The organism is Halomonas elongata (assembly GCF_029081005.1).
Lineage (GTDB): Bacteria > Pseudomonadota > Gammaproteobacteria > Pseudomonadales > Halomonadaceae > Halomonas > Halomonas elongata_B.
On the sequence record NZ_JAJQTQ010000006.1, the window covers coordinates 56,589 to 77,258 of the forward strand.

Here is a 20,670-nt window from a genome sequence, read left to right on the forward strand (position 1 = left end):
ATGACGAATAAGCCGATTCTCCCATGGATGGGAGGCAAGCGACGCCTGGCCAAACAGATCATTCCGCTGTTTGACGACCACACTACCTATGTCGAGCCGTTCTGTGGCGGCGCGGCGATCTTCTTCATGAAGGAGCCCAGCCATGTCGAAGTCATCAACGATGCACACGGTGAGCTGATCAACCTCTATCGTTGCGTCAAGCACCATCCTGATGAGCTGGTCCGGCAGTTCCGATGGAGCCTGGTCAGTCGAGCCGAGTACATGAGCCAGCGTGAGCAGGATCCACGCCACCTGACCGATATCCAGCGGGCGGCGCGGTTCTTCTATCTGCAGAAGCTGGCGTTCGGAGGGCGAGTACAGGGGCAATCGTTCGGCACCACGGTGACCAGTCCGCCCCGTATGAACCCGCTGCGTCTTGAGGAGGATCTCAGCCAGGCGCACCTTCGATTGTCTCGAACGGTGGTCGAGCACCTGGACTGGGCGGAGTGCATCGAGCGCTACGATCGGCCGGGCACGCTGTTCTATCTCGATCCGCCATATTGGGGCACGGCAGGGTATGGCAACGAGTTCGGGCTCGAACAGTATGATCGCATGGCCGAACTCGCCCATCGCATCCAGGGCCAGATGGTGATCAGCGTCAACGACATTCCCGAGATGCGTCGAGCGTTCGCTGGCCTCAACATTCGCTCGACCCAGCTGCGTTACACCGTCGGCCGCAAGGCCTCGAAGGAAAGCGGTGAGCTGATCATCACCAACCGATAACCTCACCAGCATGAACCAGGCCGCCTCAACCAGGGCGGCCTTTTCGCGTGCACTTGCGTGAAAATCGGGTGAGACGCATTCGTTCCTTATAGTGCGTCTATAGCCCCATGCACCCGCCTGCCGGTCGCCGCCGTTCAGCTGATCCGGGCGTCGGCTCGACCCGACCCGAGATCGTCGCGCACGCGGCCAGCCTGGCCCAAGGCGACCCCGGCAGCGCACCGCCGCGCGCCGTCGACACCCCGCCCCGCCTGCGCGCTAAACGTGTTGGTTTTTATGCACCCACGCATCTTGACTCCAGGGCCCGCCGCCCCTGGGCGTGAGAGGCGCTTAAATACCCGATCCTGTTATGCGCTTTTATGCAGTTTTCCGCACTTGTGCACAGGCGGTTGGTCGTAGGGCAGGGTACCAACGCAAAGAGCCGGCTGAGATCGGCAGCCGGCTCTTGCGAGCTGTGTCATTTTTGGTACTTGATGGCAATGAGAGCCGTGGTTGTCAGGCTTCGTTTCAAGCCCTCATCAGGCTGCCTCATCGGGAGGCCTTTTCGCGCGTCCGCACGGCAAATCTCGGCCGTTCCTCACCGCACATCTATGGCCCTCAAGCGATCGGCAACATACCGCCGGCCGAGCGAGAAGCGCTGTATTATAAGCAACAGAGCCAGGCCAAGAAGGCTGCCTGACTTGGAATGACCGCTTACAGTCCTGATACTCTCTAGTCAGCTGTATGACCCGCCTCGTCTCTATGGTGAGCACAACAGGGAGCTTTCGCAATGGCCGAACAGAACCGCGTGATCGCCTTTTATGACGAGCGGATGCTGGCCCATGAGCCGGATATCGAGGTGCCTTTCGTGCCGGGTCGCATGGATGATCGTATCCGCAGTCTGTTGTCGGGGCTGGGTGTCCCCTGGAAGTATCCGGAACACCCCGCCAGGCTAACTGCCATCCGGCATCTGCTGGAACTCGAGCCAGTTGCTGGCGTGACCTTCGAGTCAGGCATGGCAGCGACGCGGGAGCAACTGGGCCGCGTGCACACCAGTTCCTATCTGGACCATATCTTCGAGCTTCGCGGCCAGAGCGCCTGGCTGGATGTGGACACCACGGCCGTCTCGCCCGGCAGCGTCGACGCCGCCGAGGTGGCTGCCGGCACGGCGATCGCCGCCGTCGAGGCCGTCATCGAGGGGAGGGCCGAGAGCAGTTTCGCGCTGGTGAGACCTCCCGGCCACCACGCCGAGCCGGTGCGCGCCCGTGGCTTCTGCCTGTTCAACAACGTGGCGGTGGCCGCCGCCCATGCCCGTGCGGCACTGGGCTGCAGGCGAGTGATGATCGTCGACTGGGATGCTCATCACGGCAACGGCACCCAGGACATCTTCTGGGCCGACCCGCACGTGCTGTTCTTCGACCTGCACCGCGCCGCCCCCTTTTATCCCGGCACGGGGAGTCTCGAGGAGATCGGCATGGGCCTGGGGGATGGCACCAACGTCAATGTCCCCCTCCCCGCCGACGCTGGCGATGCCGCCTACCTCAAGGCCTTTCGCGAGATCCTGGTACCGGCGGCCGAATGGTTCCAGCCCGACCTGATATTGGTCTCGACCGGTTTCGATCCGCACAGCCATGACCTGGCCATGGAGGTCTCCTATGACGGCTTCGCCGCCATGACCAGTATCCTCAAGGACCTAGCCCACCAGCACTGTCAGGGACGCCTGGTTTTCGTACTGGAGGGCGGTTACAACCTGATCTCGTTGTCACGCGGCGTCTGGTCGGTGCTTCGAGTGCTGGCCGGCGACGAGCCGCCGGAACCCGGCCAGCGTGGCATCGCCGAGGTCGAGGCCGCAGCGGGCTTTCACCGCGGCGCCTTCGTCGGGTCACCCCCGGAATGACTCGGCGAACGCCGAGCTGCCATAGCCCCGCCTCGGGATGTTTTTAAAAGTGGCTCAGGATCACAATTGAACACCTCGCCTAGAGCAGCTAGGTATGCGTGGGTTTCGTCCTGCTTGAGCCTATCAACCGGGTGCTTGCCGAAACGCTTGGTGCTGGGGCAAGGCTGGAGGTGGTCGGCTGACTGTTGCCTACGTCGGGCATATTTTGCCTGGGGTTGCTACGAATTTGCTACAGAAGTGCTGTAACCCCCGTCACTCTCGGGGTGTTCTCCAATCCATCATAGGCGCGACACTGAATCGGCGAGCCGCTGAAAGTGAATCTCTTGTCGACATAGCAGTTAGTTAACCCTTGTGACGGAGTTCGTCCGATCACAGTAAGACCCCTGGTACCACTCGACACCGATCCTGGTGTGCCAGATTCTCGCGGAGTCTGTTGTCGACCGGCCGGTGATACACCATTGCCGGTATTTTGGAAGCGTTAGGAAGCGCGGTGGCTGATGGCGGGCATTGTACGAAAGAAGGCCTGTTCGGCATAGACAAGACAGACTCGCGGGAAGGTAGAGCGCTTTGCCGCCAGGGATGCTCGGGGGAGGGCAGAAGCCGCGACGAGAGTCGGGAATGAGATGACATGGCGTGGGCAGGCCTGCCGGCTGCAACGACCGGTTTTTCCGGTGCGCGAGACGTGTCTTGTCCATGAGTCGTTGATGGATGGCCATGATGAAGGGCGGGCCCGGAACCTTCTTGCGCTGCTGGGGTCCTTGAAGTAGCTTGGACGTGTCTCGATGTATGTTCGAGTGCCCCCATCGGTTGACGAGTCTGTTTATGCGCCGCTTCCTCACTCTTTGTCTGGCAACCCTGGTCTTCGGGGCCATGCTGTCGACCTCGGCGCTGGGCGCGGAGGGGGTGACGGCATCGGGCAAGGCGCAGGCGGTCCTTGCGTGGGATGATCTCAATCTCGGCGCGACGCTGACGGATACAAACGAAGGGGATATCGACGAGCTTTCCGCTCCCGTCTTTCTTGCATCGTGGGACGCCTCGGCATCGGGCCTGGTGTCGCCTTCTGCTGCAGATGGTCCTCGCCGTCGCACGGGCCAGTCCATCCGGGCGCCGCCACAATACCTCTGAACGTTTCTCTCCGACAGCCAGGCTCATCACGAGCCTTTTTCGAGAATGCCCCGCGCTCGGGGACATGCCGACGCGGGCTGTTCAGAGGTATGCAACATGAAATTCTTGCCCTTGTCACGACTCGATATCGCCGATCATCTGGTCACCCCCCAGGAGTTCTTCGACATCGAAGGAAGTTCGCCGGCACTCAGTCTGATGATGGACTTTCGACAGTATCGCCCTCGTGCCATCAGTGCCTCGATGCCCGCTCTCTGGGCCTCCAGTCTGATGGCGACGCAGCAGGTGGATTGCAAGCTGGTGGTGGATCGTCAGCGGGAGTTCATCGGACTGTTGAGCCAGGACCGCCTCTCGGAGCAGAACTTGATCGCTGTCCAGGCGACGCTCGGTATCGATCGCGAGAGCTTGACCGCTGCTGATCTGATGTTGCCCCGTTCTGTCATGCCGGCACTCGACTATGAAGACCTGGAAAGCGCTTCCGTGGCGGACCTGGCGGCAACCCTGCGTGAAGCGGGCGAGCCCTACTGCCTGGTGCGGGACAACGCGAATCGACAGATCCGCGGGTTGATCTCCGTGCGGGAACTGTCTGCCCGTCTACACCAGCAGGTGCCGCTCAAGTCCAAGACCTCTGTGCTCGAGCTGTTGAATGCGACCGGCTAGCAGAGGCCCTTCTCGAGTCCATGGGCGGGCCTTTCCGGTCCGCTTTCGAGGCATTGGCCATTGTCCACGACACGGCCGGTACGAGCCTGCTGCGTCATGACCATTATCAATGTATCGGAAGGGAGGGGGCGGGGGTGGTACTCTGGAAGTTCATCCTGGGGTCGAGGGAGCGCGCATGAAAGGATGGCGTCGAGTCGTGGCGGGTATAACGCTGTCGTTGCTGGCCGGTTGTGGCAATGGCGAAGAACAGGGCGATGAGTCCGCCGAGCCTCTCGGTGGGGTCGCCCAGCCCGAGGAGGGGCGGGACACGAGTTCCTCGGCCGAGCTGGCGCCCTTCGATCAGGATGTCACTTTCGAGGTGTCGATACGACTGGACGAGGCGAGTCGTCTGATGCTCGAGGGGACGACCAACCTGCCGCCGGGCACCCGGTTGCGAGTGATGGCGGAGCGGGACGCTAGTGGCGTGAGTTGGCGGGAAAGTGTCGTGGTCGAAGAGGACGGTTTCGTCGCTGGACCCTTCGGGTCCGGGAGCGGTTTGCCGGAAGGTGCTTATCGCATTCGCGTGACGATGCCTCCCGTCAGTGTCCAGCCGGCATCCGTCAAGGCGCGTCTGGGGCGGCGAGGCGAACATCTGAGCGGGCCTTGGGTCGTGACCACCGAGCATGGTCAGGGGCAGGTCGTCGAGGCGCAGTGGCCTCTGCGTATCGAACCTGGTGGTGTCGAGGTGGCTCCCATGGAATAAGAGGTCGACCGAGTCACATGGACTGGCGCCGCCAGAGCGCGACCAACTTTCCCAGGAGGTGGCCGGCAGAGAGGGGAGTCTCGGGATGGCTGCCATCCTGGGCCTGGCCGAGCAATTGCCCCTGAGCGTCTTGGCGGACGTGCCGAATCGCCAACTGGTCTGCGAGCTCGATGAGGTAGAGCCCTGGCTGGTCGAAGTCCGTGACGGGGACAATCCCGGCGAGGTCCTCCGTGCCCAGGAAATCGAAGGTAGATCCCGGGGCGGGGGTGACCAGATGGCAGCCATCGTGTGCCGTGTGTGCGGAAAGCAGCGTGTTGCCTCCGAACCTGTCGGATTCCCAGGGAAGCGGGTGTGAACGCTCTGATGTGAGAGAGTCGGGCCGGGGGCGTTCACTGTTCCCATTCAGCAAGGTGGAAAGCGGGCAGCCCAATGCCCTGGCCAGGGCGACCAGGCGGGCGTGTCCGATCTGTTTGATGGTGCCGGACTCCCAATAGGATATGGTGACGTCGGAAACGCCGACTCGACGAGCCAGGGCGGCCTTGTTCAATTGGGCCTCCATCCGCAGTTGCTTGATTCGTGGGCCGAGAGTATCCATGTGAGCGTCCTGTCGATAGGCTGGGGGAGGGGCATCCTCCGTGATCCTTTGAAACTGTGCAATAACGTGCATCAACGCTGCAACAACTGATTCAAAAAATACGAATGCGCCAGTGGGGAGGCGTTGAGAGAGGTGTCATTGCCCTTGGTCAGGTGTCGGCCCTGGATCGCATGAATGGCCCTGCGGATGTGCTGTCGGGTGGGTATAATGCGGCCAACTGCCCTGATGACAGGGCCTCTTTTTCATCGATCGGACCTAGGATGACATGACCGTACGAACTCGTATCGCGCCGTCTCCCACCGGGGACCCCCACGTAGGCACGGCCTATATTGCCCTGTTCAACCTGTGCTTCGCTCGTCAGCAAGGAGGCCAGTTCATCCTGCGTATCGAGGATACCGACCGTCTTCGCTCTACCGCCGAGTCCGAGCAGATGATCCTCGACTCTCTGCGTTGGCTGGGGCTCGAGTGGGATGAAGGGCCGGATGTGGGAGGCCCTCATGGGCCCTATCGACAGAGTGAGCGTGGTGATATCTATGTCGAGTATGCTCGGCAGTTGCTCGACGCCGGTCATGCCTTCAAGTGTTATCGTACCAGCGAAGAGCTCGATGCGTTACGGGAAGAGCGCAAGGCCGCTGGCCAGCACCTGGCCTTGAAGCCCGATGATCTGGCCTTGCCCGAAGATGAGGTGGCGCGTCGCGAGCGTGAGGGATGGCCCCATGTGGTGCGCATGAAGGTGCCGACCGATGGGATCTGCGTGGTCGAGGACATGCTGCGTGGCACCATCGAAGTGGACTGGGCGCAGGTGGATGCGCAGATTCTGCTCAAATCCGATGGCATGCCGACCTATCACCTGGCCAATGTGGTCGACGATCACCTGATGGGGATCACGCATGTGCTGCGCGGGGAAGAGTGGATCAATTCCGCCCCGAAGCATCAACTGCTCTATGAGTACTTCGGATGGCCCATGCCGTCGCTGTGCCACATGCCGCTGCTGCGCAATCCGGACAAGTCGAAGCTTTCCAAGCGCAAGAACCCCACGTCGATCAACTACTATCGACGCATGGGCTTTCTGCCCCAGGCAGTGGCCAACTACCTGGGGCGCATGGGTTGGTCGATGCCCGACGAGCGGGAAAAGTTCACCCTCGACGAGATGATGGCGCATTTCGATATCCAGCGCGTCTCGCTGGGTGGACCGGTCTTCGACCTGCAGAAGCTGACCTGGCTCAATGGCCTCTACATCCGCGAGGATCTCGATGATGATGCGCTGCTGGAGGCCCTGAAGACGTGGGCCTTCAACGAGGCTTATGTGCGCGAGATCCTGCCTCAGGTGCGCCCGAGGGTCGAGACACTCTCCGAGGTGATGCCTCTCGCCGGGCATTTCTTTTCGGGGCTGCCGGCCATCCACGAGGGGAGCTTCGACCCGGTCAAGCTCGAGCGCGAGCCCTTGCTCAAGCTGTTGCAGTTCCTGGTCTGGCGTTTCGAGGTTGTGCCTGCCTGGAACAAGGAAGCCCTGCTCGGAGAGGTGAAGGCCCTGTCCGCTCATTTCGAGCTCAAGATGAAAGACTTCCTGGCACCGGTCTTTATCGCCATCACCGGTTCATCATCGAGCACCTCGGTCATGGACGCCATGGCTATCCTCGGCTCCGACATGACCCGGGCTCGCCTGCGCCACGCCATCGAGGTGCTGGGCGGCGTCTCCAAGAAACAGACCAAGCGCTTCGAGAAAGAGTATAGAGAGCTGTAAGACGCGGCTGCGCCGCTTGGAGCGGGAAGATCGCCCGCTTCGCGGACGTAAGCTTGAAGCTGGAAGAAAAACCACCCGGCTGCGCCGGGAGCTTGAAGTTATAAGCTTGAAGCCGGAAGAAAAATCTTGACCTCATACCATTGGGGTTCATTCTGCCTTCCAGCTTCCAGCTTCCAGCTTCCAGCTTCCAGCTTCCAGCTTCCAGCTTCCAGCTTCCAGCTTCCAGCTTCCAGCTCTCGTGCGAAGCACGAGGTGTTGACGAAGAAGCGAGTTGTAAGTATTATACGCCCCGTCTTCACGAGATGTGGGGCCTTAGCTCAGCTGGGAGAGCGCAACACTGGCAGTGTTGAGGTCAGCGGTTCGATCCCGCTAGGCTCCACCACCATCTCGCTTCGAAGTCGATGCGTCCCATTCGTCTAGTGGTCCAGGACACCGCCCTTTCACGGCGGTAACAGGGGTTCGAACCCCCTATGGGACGCCACTCCCTTTCTCTTCTTTCAGTCAGCATGACGCTTCCGCTTCGTCATCCAGCGATGATCGGTCTTGTCATCCGCATGCCGCCGCGGTATCGATTTTCCTGTGATCGGCACCGTTCTCCGCGTGGGTATGCGTCTCACTCAGTGCCATGAAAACCTGTTTTCGGGCTTGACTTGTCCACGTCTCCTGTTCCTGTGGTGTGGTGGCCGGCGATACCTGCCGTCAGCCCGCATGGTACTGGGCTTCTCAGAAAAGTTCAATTAAATCAAGTTCTTATCATTGGGTTAAAAATTGATCAATTTAAGAGCGAGCCGCTGTTCATGGCGATTCAGGGACGTTTTGGAAAGGTTTTGAACAGGGTTATCCACAGAATGTGTGGAAAAGGCTTCAGGCATGGGAGAGCGGGCCGAAAGGGGGCGTGAAGATGCCCCCGCGGCATTGTTCAGTCGAAGGCGCGTAGTCGTCGTAGCAGGGCGGAGGTATCCCAGCGTCCGCCTCCCATGGCCTGCAGGTCGGCATAAAACTGATCCACCAGGGCGGTGACGGGAAGACGAGCCTGGAGGTGGCGTGCCTGTTCCAGGCAGATGGCCAGGTCCTTGCGCATCCAGTCGATCGCGAAGCCGTGGTCGTATTCATCCTCGATCATGGTGCGATGGCGGTTTTCCATCTGCCAGGAGCCCGCGGCGCCCTGTGAGATAACCTCCATGGCCCTGGTTTGATCCAGCCCGGCGCGTTCGGCGAAGTGCAGGCCTTCGGAGAGTCCCTGGACCAGGCCGGCAATGCAGATCTGGTTGACCATCTTGGTCAATTGACCGCTACCGGCAGGCCCCATCAGGTTCACGGCGCGAGCGTACTGGGCGAGCAAGGGCTCGACCCGGGCGAAGTCGGCCTCGGTGCCGCCGCACATGATGGTCAGGGCGCCGTTCTCGGCGCCCTGCTGGCCACCGGACACCGGGGCATCGAGGAAGCCGATGCCGCGTTCGCGGCAGGCCATGTCGAGGGATTCGGCCAGTCGGGCCGACGCCGTGGTGTGATCGACCAGCAGGCTGTCTGTCGGCATGCCGTGCAGGACGCCATCCTCGCCGAGGGCGACGTGCCGCACATCGTCATCGTTGCCCACGCAGAGCAATGTCAGATCGGCCTGTTCGGCGGCCTGGCGCGGCGTGGCGTGATGATGGCCACCGAAGTGTTCGACCCAGGCTTCGGCCCGGGATGTCGTGCGGTTGTAGACGTGGACCTCGAAGCCGGCTCGGGCCAGATGACCGGCCATGGGGCGGCCCATTACCCCGAGGCCGATGAAGGCGATGCGGTTGATTGTCTGGCTCATGTGGCGCTCCTGGTTTCAGGGGTGGACGGTGGGCTCGACTGCCGGATGGTGTCGGCCGAATGAAAAAGGCCACCGCGAGGGTGGCCTTCGAATCAGCACGCTTTACATCGCCGCCGCAGCGTTACTCGGCGGGATAATCGCGCTTGTCGTGGCCCACGTAGAGCTGGCGCGGGCGGCCGATCTTGTAGCTGTCGCTGATCATCTCGTGCCAGTGGGAGATCCAGCCGATAGTGCGTGACACCGCGAAGATCACGGTGAACATGTTCTTCGGAATGCCCATGGCCTTGAGGATGATGCCCGAGTAGAAGTCGACGTTCGGGTACAGCTTGCGGTCGATGAAGTACTCGTCTTCCAGGGCGATCTGCTCGAGGCGCTTGGCGATCCTGAGCTGAGGATCGTCGGCGCGGCCCAGTTGCTCCAGTACCTCGTCGCAGGTCTCCTTCATGACCTTGGCGCGCGGGTCGAAATTGCGGTAGACCCGGTGGCCGAAGCCCATCAGCTTGAAGGGGTCGTCCTTGTCCTTGGCCCGATCGACGAAGCGCTGGATGTTCTCCTCGCTCTCGTCGCCGATCTCGTCGAGCATGTTCAATACCGCTTCGTTGGCACCGCCGTGGGCCGGGCCCCAGAGAGCGGCGATGCCGGCGCTGATGCAGGCGAAGGGGTTGGCGCCGGTGGAGCCAGCCAGGCGCACCGTGGAAGTGGAGGCATTCTGTTCGTGGTCGGCATGGAGCATGAAGATACGGTCCATGGCCTTGGCGAACACCGGGTTGATCTTGTAGTCCTCGCAGGGGTTGCTGAACATCATGTAGAGGAAGTTCTCCGCATAGTTCAGGTCATTGCGAGGATAATTGAAGGGCTGGCCGACGTTGTACTTGTAGGACATCGCCGCGAGGGTCGGCATCTTGGCGATCAGGCGAATGGCGCTGATCTCGCGATCTTCCTGCTTGGTGATGTCCAGATGGTCATGATAGAAGGCCGCGAGGCCGCCGACCACGCCACACAGGATCGACATCGGGTGGGCGTCACGGCGGAAGCCCTTGAAAAAGTTGGCCAACTGCTCGTGCACCATGGTGTGAGAGGTGACGCGATTCGCGAATGCGTCATACTCGTCCTGGCTCGGCAGCTCGCCGAACATCAGCAGGTAGCACAGCTCGACGAAGTCGGAATGCTTGGCCAGCTGATCGATGGGGTATCCGCGATGGAGCAGCATGCCCTTGCCGCCATCGATGTAGGTGATGGCGGACCGGCACGAAGAGGTGGCCATGAAGCCGGGATCGTAGGTGAAGAGACCTTCCGAGCCCAGGCCGCGAACGTCGATCACGTCCGGCCCGCGCGTGCCGGAGTAGATCGGCAGCTCGATCGGCTTGTCTAGGCCCTCTACCGTCAAAGTCGCTTTCCTGTCAGCCATGATGGCCTCCTCTGCGTGTTCTTGATGAGCCGATAAGTCGCTATCTTGCAGGACTTGCCGGCAAAAAGGTTCGCCCACTATAGAAGCGTCCTCGTAATTGTCAATTGGTCTATCGGTGCCGTTAGTGTTACCTATTTGTTTGTGTTGTATGGCTTTTGTACATGAAATGGTGCTTCGCACCATGCATGGCGCGGTCTCCGCATGGCCTGTCAGGGTGGGGTTCGAGAGATATCGAAACAGGCGAAATTTTTCGGTTTGACGCCCCTCGACATGGCCCTGTGGACGAGGGGCGATTTGTCACGAATGGGGCATGACCCTATAATCTTGTCCCGCGACTGGCAGGAAACGGCAATCGTGACCGCGTCGGTCACGATTGCCCCTTCCCGAAACCACCGCCCGCTTCGGGGCATGCCCAAGCGCCCAGCGGCGGGCCAAGAGAGTGTGTATAGAGCCGTGAATAGCAAACGACCCGTAAACCTGGACCTGTCCACGATACAGTTCCCCCTTCCCGCCTTGACGTCCATTGCGCACCGCATTACCGGCGTCATTCTCTTCATTGGATTGATCTTCGGCTTCTGGGCGCTGGATGCGTCTCTGTCGTCGGCTGAAGGCTTCGCGACCGTGCAGGATGCCCTGGCCGGCAACTTCCTGGCGAAACTGATCGCCTGGGGGCTGTTGTCTGCGCTGGCCTTCCACTTCGTGGCCGGTATCAAGCACCTGCTGATGGATATCAACATCGGCGTGACCCTCGAGGGTGGCGTCAAGAAGGCGCAGATCACCGTGGTGGTGAGTGCGGTCCTGATCATTCTGGCGGGAGTCTGGGTATGGTAACCAACATCACGAACCTCGGGCGCAGCGGGCTTTCCGACTGGCTCGTGCAGCGCGCCTCGGCCATTGTGCTGGCCCTCTACACACTCTTCATCGTCGGCTACCTGCTGTTCTCTCCGGGGCTGGATTATGCCACCTGGAGTGGCCTGTTCTCCCAGACCTGGATGCGCATCTTCTCGCTGCTGGCCTTCGTGTCGCTGGCGGCTCATGCCTGGGTCGGCCTGTGGACCGTGACCACCGACTACATCAAGCCGACCGGCATCCGTGTCGGCGCCCAGTCCATCATCATCCTGGCCATCTTCGTGTTCCTGGTCTGGGGCATCCAAGTTCTGTGGGGAGCCTGATCCATGTCCAACATGCGTAGTCTGACATTCGACGCCATCATCATCGGTGGCGGCGGTTCCGGCATGCGGGCCGCCCTCGAGCTGGCCAAGTCCGGCAAGAAGACCGCCGTGCTGTCCAAGGTCTTCCCGACCCGTTCGCACACCGTGTCCGCCCAGGGCGGCATCACCTGCGCCATTGCTTCGGCCGACCCCGAGGACGACTGGCGCTGGCACATGTACGACACCGTCAAGGGAGGTGATTACATCACCGACCAGGAAGCGGCCGAGTACATGTGTTCCGAAGGCCCCAAGGCGGTCTTCGAGCTCGAACACATGGGGCTGCCGTTCTCGCGCTTCGAGAACGGGCGTATCTACCAGCGTCCCTTCGGTGGTCAGTCCAAGGATTTCGGCAAGGGCGGGCAGGCGGCCCGGACCTGTGCGGCGGCCGACCGTACCGGCCATGCGCTGCTGCATACCCTTTACCAGAACAACTTGAAGAACAATACCACCTTCCTCAACGAGTGGTACGCCGTCGACTTGGTCAAGAACGCCAATGGTGATGTGGTGGGTTGCATCGCCATGGACATCGAGACCGGCGAAGTCGTGCACGTCAAGGCCAAGGCCACCGTCCTGGCCACTGGCGGTTCCGGTCGTATCTATTCGTCCACCACCAACGCCCTGATCAATACCGGCGATGGTATCGGCATGGCGCTGCGTGCCGGCATCCCGATGCAGGACATGGAAATGTGGCAGTTCCACCCCACCGGTATCTATGGTGCCGGCGTGCTGGTGACCGAGGGCTGCCGCGGCGAGGGGGGCTATCTGGTCAACAAGGATGGCGAACGCTTCATGGAGCGCTACGCCCCGAATGCCAAGGACCTGGCCGGTCGCGACGTGGTCGCGCGCTCCATGGTCATGGAAATCCTCGAGGGACGTGGTTGCGGCGAGAATGGCGATCACGTCTACCTCAAGCTGGACCATCTCGGCGAAGAGGTGCTCGGCAAGCGCCTGCCGGGCATCGTCGAGCTGTCCAAGACCTTCGCCCACGTGGATCCGGCCAAGGAGCCGATCCCGGTGGTGCCGACCTGCCACTACATGATGGGGGGCGTGGCCACCAATGTGCACGGCCAGGCCATCGCTCAGGATGCCGATGGCAACGACCAGATCGTCAACGGTCTGTACGCCGTGGGCGAGGCGGCGTGCGTCTCCGTGCATGGCGCCAACCGCCTGGGCGGCAATTCGCTGCTCGATCTGGTGGTGTTCGGGCGTGCCGCCGGCATGTTTATCGAGAGTGCCCTCAACGAAGGAATCGACTATCTTGCGGCCAGCGATGATGACATCGAGGCCGCCATGCGTCGGATCAATCGCTGGAACGAGTCCGAAGGCGGGGAGACCGTGCCCGAGCTCAAGCGTGCCCTGCAGGAGATCATGCAGAGCGATTTCGGTGTCTTCCGTCAGGAAGACAACATGCAGAAGGGCGTTCAGCAACTGGCCGAGCTGCGCGAGCGGATCGCCAATGCCTATCTGCCGGACAAGTCCAATGCCTTCAACACGGCGCGTGTCGAGGCGCTGGAGCTGGATAACCTGATGGAGGTCGCCGAGGCCACTGCCATCGCGGCCCTGGAGCGCAAGGAAAGTCGTGGTGCGCACTCTCGCTACGATTATCCGGATCGCGACGATGCCAACTGGCTGAAGCATTCGATGTACTTCCCGGCGGAGAAGCGCCTGGGGCAGCGCGAGGTCAATTTCGCGCCCAAGACCGTCGACATGTTCGAGCCGAAAGTTCGCACCTACTAAGGGGGAGTCACGATGTCCACGCTTCAGGTATCTCTGTACCGCTACAACCCGGAAACGGACTCCGCCCCGTACATGGAGGAGTTCCAGATCGACACTCAGGGCCGTGACATCATGGTCCTGGACGTCCTGCACATGGTGAAGGAGCAGGACAACGGCCTGGCCTTTCGCCGTAGCTGCCGCGAAGGGGTGTGCGGCTCCGACGGCATGAACATGAACGGCAAGAATGGTCTGGCCTGCATCACGCCGTTGTCCGAGGTGGTCAAGAAGGGCAAGCTGACGTTGCGTCCGCTGCCTGGCCTGCCGGTGATCCGCGACCTGGTGGTCGACATGGGGCTGTTCTACAAGCAGTACGAGCGCATCCAGCCGTACCTGCAGAACGACAACCCGGCGCCGGCCATCGAGCGGCTGCAATCACCGGAGGATCGCGACAAGCTTGACGGCCTCTACGAGTGCATCCTGTGTGCCTGCTGCTCGACCTCCTGCCCGTCGTTCTGGTGGAATCCGGACAAGTTCGTCGGGCCGGCCGGCCTGTTGCAAGCTTATCGCTTCCTGGCGGATTCCCGCGACGAGGCCACTCGCGAGCGCCTGGCCGAACTCGAGGATCCGTTCAGCGTGTTCCGCTGCCGGGGTATCATGAATTGCGTGGCGGTTTGTCCCAAGGGACTCAATCCTACACGTGCCATCGGCAAGATCCGCGAGATGTTGCTGGCGAATGCCACTTAAATCGAGGCCCGCGGCTTGTTATCATACTCACCGGCCCTGAGTTGCGGCGTATCGCCGCAGCCCTGACCCGGTGATTCGTCGAAAGCCGGTGCCCTGTGCACCGGCTTTTGGCCATCGAAATCAAGGGCGGGTCCACCGTCGGTGGCCGCCACCGATGTCGTCACGGATGAGCCGTGCGACGCCGATACCACCCCATCAGTGCAGGGTGACCGAGAGATGCAACAAGGCATAATGGAGTTGATGTGGCGCTCCTCTCACGTCAGTGGCAGCAACGTCCACTACGTGGAAGCGCTCTACGAGCAGTATCTGGATGATCCCGAAGCCGTTCCCGACGAATGGCGAGAGTACTTCGATACACTGCCGAGACCCGACGGCAGCGCCACCCACGACGTTCCGCTTGCCCCTACCCGCGAACAGTTCTATCAGCTAGGCCAGCAGCGGCGCACCGCGCAGGCCGCCTCGTCCGGCAGCGGCGAGAACAAGAAGCAGGTCAAGGTCCTGCAGCTGATCAACGCCTACCGCGTTCGCGGACACCAGAAGGCCGATATCGATCCTCTGGGCCTGCGTAGCCCGACGCCCGTTCCCGATCTCGACCTCTCCTTCCATCAGCTCTCCAAATCCGACCTGGACACCGAATTCCAGACCGGTTCGTTCTTCCTGGGAGCCGACAAGGCGCCGCTGAAGGAGATTGTCGAGGCGCTGCAGCAGACCTACTGCCGCAGTATCGGCTGCGAGATCATGCATATCGTCGACACCGAGGAGAAGCGCTGGCTGCAGCAGCGGTTCGAGTCAGTGCGCAGCGCCCCCAGGTTCAGCGAGGAGGTGCGCAAGCATGTACTGGAGCGTCTGACCGCTGCCGAGGGTCTGGAAAGCTATCTGGCCTCCAAGTATCCGGGGACGAAGCGGTTCGGTCTGGAAGGGGGGGAGTCCTTCATCCCCATGATGGACGAGTTGATCCAGCGTAGTGGCGGCTACGGCACCAAGGAAGTCGTCATCGGCATGGCCCACCGTGGGCGCCTCAATGTGCTGGTCAACATCCTCGGCAAGAACCCCTCCGAGCTGATCGACGAGTTCGATGGCAAGAAAGTGGTCGAGCGTGGCTCCGGTGACGTCAAGTACCACCAGGGTTTCAGTTCCAACGTCATGACGCCGGGAGGCGAAGTCCATCTGGCGTTGTCGTTCAACCCGTCGCATCTGGAGATCGTCGCGCCGGTGGTCGAGGGCTCGGTACGGGCCCGCCAGGATCGCCGAGACGATGTGGATGGCGGCAAGGTACTGCCGATCAACGTTCACGGTGACGCGGCCTTCGCGGGCCAGGGCGTGGTCATGGAGACGTTCCAGATGTCCCAGACCCGCGCCTACCGTACCGGTGGCACGGTGCACATCGTGATCAACAACCAGGTGGGGTTCACCACCTCCCACCCGGAAGATTCGCGCTCCACCGAGTACTGCACCGATATTGCCAAGATGGTCCAGTCGCCGATCTTCCACGTCAACGGCGATGACCCGGACGCCGTTCTGCATGCCACCCAGGTGGCCCTGGACTATCGCCAGCAGTTCAAGAAGGACGTGGTCATCGACCTGGTCTGCTATCGCCGGCGCGGTCACAACGAGGCCGACGAGCCATCCGGCACCCAGCCGATGATGTATCGCAAGATCAAGGATCACGGCTCCTCGCGGGCTCTGTATGCCCAGCGTCTGGTGGGTGAAGGACTGCTCACCGAAGATGACATCAAGTCCATGGTCGATACCTATCGGGACGACCTGGTGGCCGGCAATCATGTGGCCAATGCCCTGGTGCAACAGCCCAATACCGCCTTGTTCGTCGACTGGAAGCCTTACCTTGGTCATGAATGGTCCGGTTTCACCGATACCAGCGTCGACCTGAAGCGCCTGCAGGCGTTGGCGGCGAAGATGTGCACCATCCCGGATGGTGTCGCCGTCCAGCGCCAGGTCGCCAAGATCTACGATGATCGGCGCAAGATGCAGGCTGGTGGCATGGCGACCAACTGGGGCTTCGCCGAAACCCTGGCCTATGCCACCCTGCTGGATGAGGGGCACCCGGTACGCCTGACCGGCCAGGACAGTGGTCGCGGGACCTTCTCCCACCGCCATGCGGTGGTGCATAACCAGAACGATGGCACCACCTATGTGCCGTTGCAGCATCTTGCCGAGGGACAGCCTGCCTTTACCATCCACGACTCCTTCCTCTCGGAAGAAGCCGTGCTGGCGTTCGAGTACGGCTATTCCACCACGGCACCCAATGACCTGGTGGTCTGGGAAGCCCAGTTCGGTGACTTCTTCAACGGCGCTCAGGTGGTGGTCGACCAGTTCATCTCGTCCGGCGAGACCAAGTGGGAGCGGCTCTGTGGCCTGACCATGCTGCTGCCCCATGGATACGAAGGGCAGGGGCCGGAGCACTCCTCCGCGCGTCTGGAGCGTTTCCTGCAATTGTGTGCCGAGCACAACATGCAGGTGTGCGTGCCGACCACACCGGCGCAGATCTTCCATCTGCTGCGCCGTCAGGTGATCCGCAAGCTGCGCAAGCCGCTGGTGGTGATGTCGCCCAAGAGCCTGCTGCGCCACAAGGAAGCCACATCCGACCTCGATGAGTTGGCCAATGGCCACTTCCATATGGTGCTGTCCGACCAGGGCAAGCGTGACGCCGACAAGGTGGAGCGCATCATCCTGTGTGCCGGCAAGGTCTACTACGATCTGGCCAACTGGCGCGAGGAAAATGCCCGTGATGACGTGGCCATCCTGCGACTCGAGCAGCTCTATCCCTTCCCCGAGGAGGAGCTCTTCGAGGCGATCAAGGACTACACCAATGTCGCCGATGTGGTGTGGTGTCAGGAGGAACCACTGAACCAGGGCGCCTGGTATCCCAGCCAGCATCACATGCGGATCGCTGTCGAGCGTCTGAAGGCTGGACTGGGCGGGCGGCTCAAGTTCGCCGGTCGCCCGGCCTCCGCCGCCCCCGCAGCGGGCTATATGTCCGTGCATACCGAACAGCAGCGCCAGTTGGTGGAAGACGCCTTCAACCTCTGAGGCGAGCCACCGGGACGAGAGAGAACACACAAGGGAAACGACATGGCTACCGAGATCAAGGCACCCACCTTTCCGGAATCCGTTGCCGAAGGCAGCGTGGCCGCCTGGCACAAGAAGCCGGGCGATAGCGTCGAGCGTGATGAACTGATCGTCGAGATCGAAACCGACAAGGTGGTGCTCGAGGTCGTGGCACCCGAAGCCGGCACCTTGACCGAGGTACTGGTGGAAGAAGGTGATACCGTGGAGTCCGAGCAGGTGCTGGGCCGCCTCGGGGAAGGCCAGGCGAGCGGTGATGCCCAGGGCGAGAGCAAGTCCGAGGGTGGCGAATCGGCCGCCGGAGCTGGTGATGATGCCGGTGGCGATTCGGCCGCCGCCCAGCCGGCCGCCGGTGGTGCCCAGCATGAAGTGAAGGCCCCGACCTTCCCCGAGTCCATTCAGGAAGGCACCGTGGCCAGCTGGAACAAGCAGGTCGGTGAAGCGGTCAAGCGCGACGAGGTACTGGCCGAGATCGAGACCGACAAGGTGGTGCTCGAGGTCGTTGCCCCCGCCGATGGTGCCCTGATCGAGATCAAGGCCGAAGAGGGCAGCCAGGTCGAATCCGAGGCCGTGCTGGCACTGTTCGGCGAGGGAGCCGGTGGCGATGCCGCATCGGGTGCGGGCGAGGACAAGGCCCCGGCGTCCGCCGACGATGGCGAGAGCGACGAGAAGGTCGGGGACAAGATCCTCGCACCGGCGGCGCGCAAGCTGGTCGCCGAGCACGACCTGGACGTCAACAGGATCGAAGGCACCGGCAAGGGCGGGCGTGTTCTCAAGGAGGACGTGCAGAAGGCCGTGAAGGATGGTTCCGCCAAGAAGCCTGCCAAGTCCTCCGGTGGTGGCGCCAAGCAGGCAGCAGCGGCGGCGCCGGCCGTCGAGGGCGAGCGCGTCGAGAAGCGCGTACCGATGACCCGCCTGCGCAAGACCATCGCCAAGCGCCTGGTCGAGGCCCAGCAGACCGCTGCCATGCTGACCACCTACAACGAGGTGGACATGGGTGCGGTGATGGACCTGCGGGCCCAGTACAAGGAGACCTTCCTCAAGGCCCACGACACCAAGCTCGGCTTCATGGGCTTCTTCGTCAAGGCGGCCTCCGAAGCGCTCAAGCGCTTCCCGGACGTCAACGCTTCCATCGACGGTACCGACATCGTCTATCACGGCTACCAGGACATCGGCGTGGCCGTCTCCACAGACCGTGGCCTGGTGGTGCCGGTGCTGCGCGACACCGACAGCATGAAGATAGCCGACGTCGAGAAGGGCATCGTCGACTTCGGCAAGCGGGCCCGGGATGGCAAGCTCGGCATCGACGAGATGCAGGGCGGCACCTTTACCATCACCAATGGCGGTATCTTCGGCTCGCTGCTGTCGACACCGATCCTCAACCCGCCGCAGACCGCGATCCTCGGCATGCACAAGATCCAGGAACGCCCCATGGCGGTGAACGGCAAGGTCGAGGTCCGTCCCATGATGTACCTGGCGCTGTCATACGATCACCGCATGATCGATGGCAAGGACGCGGTGCAATTCCTGGTGACCATCAAGGAACTGCTCGAGGATCCGGCGCGTCTGCTGTTGGATATCTGAGCCGCGGGATAACGAGCCTCTCAGCGAAGAGCAACGATAGGAGCCGACATGGCTGACAAGTTTGATGTGATCGTCATCGGTGCGGGCCCAGGCGGCTACGTCGCCGCCATTCGGGCCGCCCAACTGGGCCTGAAGACCGCCTGTGTCGAGAAGTGGGTCAACAAGGAAGGCAAGACCGTCCATGGCGGCACTTGCCTGAACGTGGGGTGCATCCCGTCCAAGGCGCTGCTCGAGTCGTCTCACAAGTTCGTCGAGGCGCGTGACCACTTCGGGGAAATCGGCATCGACATGGAGGCGCCCACGCCGAACATCGCCAAGATGCTCGAGTTCAAGGAGCAGGTGATCGCCAAGAACGTCGGTGGCATCAGCGCACTGTTCAAGGCCAATGGCGTGACAGCCATCGATGGTACCGGCAAGGTCACTGGCGGCAAGCAGGTGGAAGTGACCGACCACGATGGCAAGGCCACGACCTATGAGGCCGACAATATCGTCGTCGCGGCCGGCTCCGTGCCGGTGGAGATCCCGCCGACGCCGTTGACCGATGACCTGATCGTCGATTCCGCCGGTGCGCTGGAATTCCAGGAAGTGCCGAAGCGTCTTGGCGTGATCGGTGCCGGTGTCATCGGCCTGGAGCTCGGCAGTGTGTGGAGCCGCCTGGGCAGTGAGGTCACCATCCTCGAGGCCATGGATGACTTCCTGCCGATGGTCGACAAGACCATTGCCAAGGATGCCCAGAAACTGTTCAAGAAACAGGGGCTGGACATCAAGCTCGGCGCCCGTGTCACCGGCTCCGAGGTCAAGGGCAACGAGGTCGTGGTCAAGTATGCCGATGCCAAGGGCGAGCAGGAGATTACCTTCGACAAGCTGATCGTCTGTGTTGGTCGTCGTCCCTACACCAGGGGCGTGATCGGTGATGGTGTCGGCATCGACCTGGACGAGCGCGGTTTCATCAGCGTCGACGACCAGTGCCGTACCAATGTACCGAGTGTCTATGCCATCGGTGACTGCGTGCGTGGCCTGATGCTTGCGCACAAGGCCTCCGAAGAGGGCGTCATGGTGGCCGACATCATTGCCGGCCATAAGGCGGAGATGAACTACGATGCCATTCCGAGCGTGATCTACACGGCGCCGGAAGTGGCCTGGGTCGGCATGACCGAACAGGATGCCAAGGCCGCCGGCATCAAGGTGGAAACCGGCTCCTTCCCGTTCTCCGCCAATGGTCGTGCCCTGGCCAACAATGCGCCGGACGGTCAGGTCAAGATCGTTGCCGACGCCGAGACCGACCGTGTGCTGGGCGTGCATATCCTCGGGCAGCATGCCGGTGAACTGATCGCCCAGGGCGTGATCGCCATGGAGTTCGGTTCCAGTGCCGAGGATCTGGCGCTGACCTGCTACGCTCATCCGAGCACCTCCGAGGCGGTGCACGAGGCAGCACTGGCGGTGGGCGGCCATGCCATCCACATGGCCAATCGCAAGAAGCGCAAGTAAGACAAGAAGCGCCGCTTGTGGAAGGGGGCAGATCTCTCATTCCTTCCTGGAGCGGCGCGTCCCTTCCGGCGATGTACCGGACGGGAGCGGTGGTAGCCTGAACGTCGCGCCACGCGAGTGCTGGCGAGGTTAC

The 20,670-nt window shown here is 61.9% G+C and carries 16 protein-coding genes and 2 tRNA genes; 15 read left to right on the top strand and 3 right to left on the bottom strand.

Going from position 1 to position 20,670, the window contains the following annotated elements; all coding sequences use genetic code 11:
* From LU493_RS06320 to LU493_RS06340, 5 genes are all read left to right on the top strand, one after another.
* Positions 1-762: a DNA adenine methylase gene (locus LU493_RS06320; RefSeq protein WP_275286944.1), complete on the top strand. Its 762-nt coding sequence runs from the start codon at positions 1-3 to the stop codon at positions 760-762.
* A 766-nt stretch (positions 763-1,528) separates the two neighbouring features.
* Positions 1,529-2,635 carry a histone deacetylase family protein gene (locus LU493_RS06325; RefSeq protein WP_275286945.1) on the top strand — a complete coding sequence of 369 codons (1,107 nt, stop codon included), beginning with the start codon at positions 1,529-1,531 and terminating at the stop codon, positions 2,633-2,635.
* 822 nt (positions 2,636-3,457) lie between these two features.
* The gene (locus LU493_RS06330; protein ID WP_275286946.1) at positions 3,458-3,760 is read left to right on the top strand and encodes a hypothetical protein; all 303 of its coding nucleotides are present in this window, start codon (positions 3,458-3,460) and stop codon (positions 3,758-3,760) included.
* A gap of 96 nt (positions 3,761-3,856) precedes the next feature.
* Positions 3,857-4,417: a hypothetical protein gene (locus LU493_RS06335; RefSeq protein WP_275286947.1), complete on the top strand. Its 561-nt coding sequence runs from the start codon at positions 3,857-3,859 to the stop codon at positions 4,415-4,417.
* 175 nt (positions 4,418-4,592) lie between these two features.
* Positions 4,593-5,159 (top strand): hypothetical protein, encoded by a 567-nt coding sequence (locus tag LU493_RS06340; protein WP_275286948.1) that lies wholly within the window; start codon positions 4,593-4,595, stop codon positions 5,157-5,159.
* 13 nt (positions 5,160-5,172) lie between these two features.
* Here LU493_RS06340 and LU493_RS06345 read toward each other — a convergent pair whose 3' ends face one another.
* Positions 5,173-5,754: a helix-turn-helix domain-containing protein gene (locus tag LU493_RS06345; RefSeq protein ID WP_275286949.1), complete on the bottom strand. Its 582-nt coding sequence runs from the start codon at positions 5,752-5,754 to the stop codon at positions 5,173-5,175.
* A gap of 265 nt (positions 5,755-6,019) precedes the next feature.
* Between LU493_RS06345 and gltX the strand changes: the two genes are divergently transcribed.
* The 3 genes from gltX to LU493_RS06360 all read left to right on the top strand — a co-directional run bounded on the left by gltX (position 6,020) and on the right by LU493_RS06360 (position 7,979).
* Positions 6,020-7,498, top strand: coding sequence for a glutamate--tRNA ligase (gene gltX / locus LU493_RS06350; protein ID WP_275286950.1), 1,479 nt, complete (start codon positions 6,020-6,022; stop codon positions 7,496-7,498).
* Positions 7,499-7,804: 306 nt separating this feature from the next.
* Positions 7,805-7,880: transfer RNA gene (locus LU493_RS06355), tRNA-Ala, on the top strand.
* A 23-nt stretch (positions 7,881-7,903) separates the two neighbouring features.
* A tRNA-Glu gene (locus tag LU493_RS06360) sits at positions 7,904-7,979 on the top strand.
* A gap of 438 nt (positions 7,980-8,417) precedes the next feature.
* Here LU493_RS06360 and LU493_RS06365 read toward each other — a convergent pair.
* Positions 8,418-9,302 (bottom strand): NAD(P)-dependent oxidoreductase, encoded by an 885-nt coding sequence (locus tag LU493_RS06365; RefSeq protein WP_275286951.1) that lies wholly within the window; start codon positions 9,300-9,302, stop codon positions 8,418-8,420.
* Positions 9,303-9,423: 121 nt separating this feature from the next.
* A complete protein-coding gene (gltA, locus tag LU493_RS06370; protein ID WP_275286952.1) occupies positions 9,424-10,710 on the bottom strand; it encodes a citrate synthase in 1,287 nt (428 codons plus the stop codon).
* Between the two features lie 453 nt (positions 10,711-11,163).
* On the opposite strand from gltA, the gene sdhC reads away from it, so the two are divergent.
* The 7 genes from sdhC to lpdA all read left to right on the top strand — a co-directional run bounded on the left by sdhC (position 11,164) and on the right by lpdA (position 20,537).
* Positions 11,164-11,541 (top strand): succinate dehydrogenase, cytochrome b556 subunit, encoded by a 378-nt coding sequence (gene sdhC / locus LU493_RS06375; RefSeq protein WP_275286953.1) that lies wholly within the window; start codon positions 11,164-11,166, stop codon positions 11,539-11,541.
* A complete protein-coding gene (gene sdhD, locus LU493_RS06380) occupies positions 11,535-11,882 on the top strand; it encodes a succinate dehydrogenase, hydrophobic membrane anchor protein (protein WP_275286954.1) in 348 nt (115 codons plus the stop codon). The genes sdhC and sdhD overlap by 7 nt, the downstream gene beginning before the upstream one ends.
* A gap of 3 nt (positions 11,883-11,885) precedes the next feature.
* Entirely contained in the window at positions 11,886-13,658 is a 1,773-nt protein-coding gene (gene sdhA / locus LU493_RS06385; protein WP_275286955.1) for a succinate dehydrogenase flavoprotein subunit, read from the top strand.
* Positions 13,659-13,670: 12 nt separating this feature from the next.
* Positions 13,671-14,381 (top strand): succinate dehydrogenase iron-sulfur subunit, encoded by a 711-nt coding sequence (locus LU493_RS06390; RefSeq protein ID WP_275286956.1) that lies wholly within the window; start codon positions 13,671-13,673, stop codon positions 14,379-14,381.
* A 216-nt stretch (positions 14,382-14,597) separates the two neighbouring features.
* The gene (locus LU493_RS06395; protein ID WP_275286957.1) at positions 14,598-17,429 is read left to right on the top strand and encodes a 2-oxoglutarate dehydrogenase E1 component; all 2,832 of its coding nucleotides are present in this window, start codon (positions 14,598-14,600) and stop codon (positions 17,427-17,429) included.
* A gap of 42 nt (positions 17,430-17,471) precedes the next feature.
* Entirely contained in the window at positions 17,472-19,049 is a 1,578-nt protein-coding gene (gene odhB, locus LU493_RS06400) for a 2-oxoglutarate dehydrogenase complex dihydrolipoyllysine-residue succinyltransferase (RefSeq protein ID WP_275286958.1), read from the top strand.
* 48 nt (positions 19,050-19,097) lie between these two features.
* Positions 19,098-20,537 (top strand): dihydrolipoyl dehydrogenase, encoded by a 1,440-nt coding sequence (gene lpdA, locus LU493_RS06405; protein WP_275286959.1) that lies wholly within the window; start codon positions 19,098-19,100, stop codon positions 20,535-20,537.
* Positions 20,538-20,670 lie beyond the last annotated feature (133 nt).

Bases quoted from the DNA above. Each gene is read 5' to 3' on its own strand.
- LU493_RS06320 (WP_275286944.1), top strand. From the start codon at position 1: ATGACGAATAAGCCGATTCTCCCATGGATGGGAGGCAAGCGACGCCTG.
- LU493_RS06325 (WP_275286945.1), top strand. From the start codon at position 1,529: ATGGCCGAACAGAACCGCGTGATCGCCTTTTATGACGAGCGGATGCTG.
- LU493_RS06330 (WP_275286946.1), top strand. From the start codon at position 3,458: ATGCGCCGCTTCCTCACTCTTTGTCTGGCAACCCTGGTCTTCGGGGCC.
- LU493_RS06335 (WP_275286947.1), top strand. From the start codon at position 3,857: ATGAAATTCTTGCCCTTGTCACGACTCGATATCGCCGATCATCTGGTC.
- LU493_RS06340 (WP_275286948.1), top strand. From the start codon at position 4,593: ATGAAAGGATGGCGTCGAGTCGTGGCGGGTATAACGCTGTCGTTGCTG.
- LU493_RS06345 (WP_275286949.1), bottom strand. From the start codon at position 5,754: ATGGATACTCTCGGCCCACGAATCAAGCAACTGCGGATGGAGGCCCAA.
- gltX (WP_275286950.1), top strand. From the start codon at position 6,020: ATGACCGTACGAACTCGTATCGCGCCGTCTCCCACCGGGGACCCCCAC.
- LU493_RS06365 (WP_275286951.1), bottom strand. From the start codon at position 9,302: ATGAGCCAGACAATCAACCGCATCGCCTTCATCGGCCTCGGGGTAATG.
- gltA (WP_275286952.1), bottom strand. From the start codon at position 10,710: ATGGCTGACAGGAAAGCGACTTTGACGGTAGAGGGCCTAGACAAGCCG.
- sdhD (WP_275286954.1), top strand. From the start codon at position 11,535: ATGGTAACCAACATCACGAACCTCGGGCGCAGCGGGCTTTCCGACTGG.
- sdhA (WP_275286955.1), top strand. From the start codon at position 11,886: ATGTCCAACATGCGTAGTCTGACATTCGACGCCATCATCATCGGTGGC.
- LU493_RS06390 (WP_275286956.1), top strand. From the start codon at position 13,671: ATGTCCACGCTTCAGGTATCTCTGTACCGCTACAACCCGGAAACGGAC.
- LU493_RS06395 (WP_275286957.1), top strand. From the start codon at position 14,598: ATGCAACAAGGCATAATGGAGTTGATGTGGCGCTCCTCTCACGTCAGT.
- odhB (WP_275286958.1), top strand. From the start codon at position 17,472: ATGGCTACCGAGATCAAGGCACCCACCTTTCCGGAATCCGTTGCCGAA.
- lpdA (WP_275286959.1), top strand. From the start codon at position 19,098: ATGGCTGACAAGTTTGATGTGATCGTCATCGGTGCGGGCCCAGGCGGC.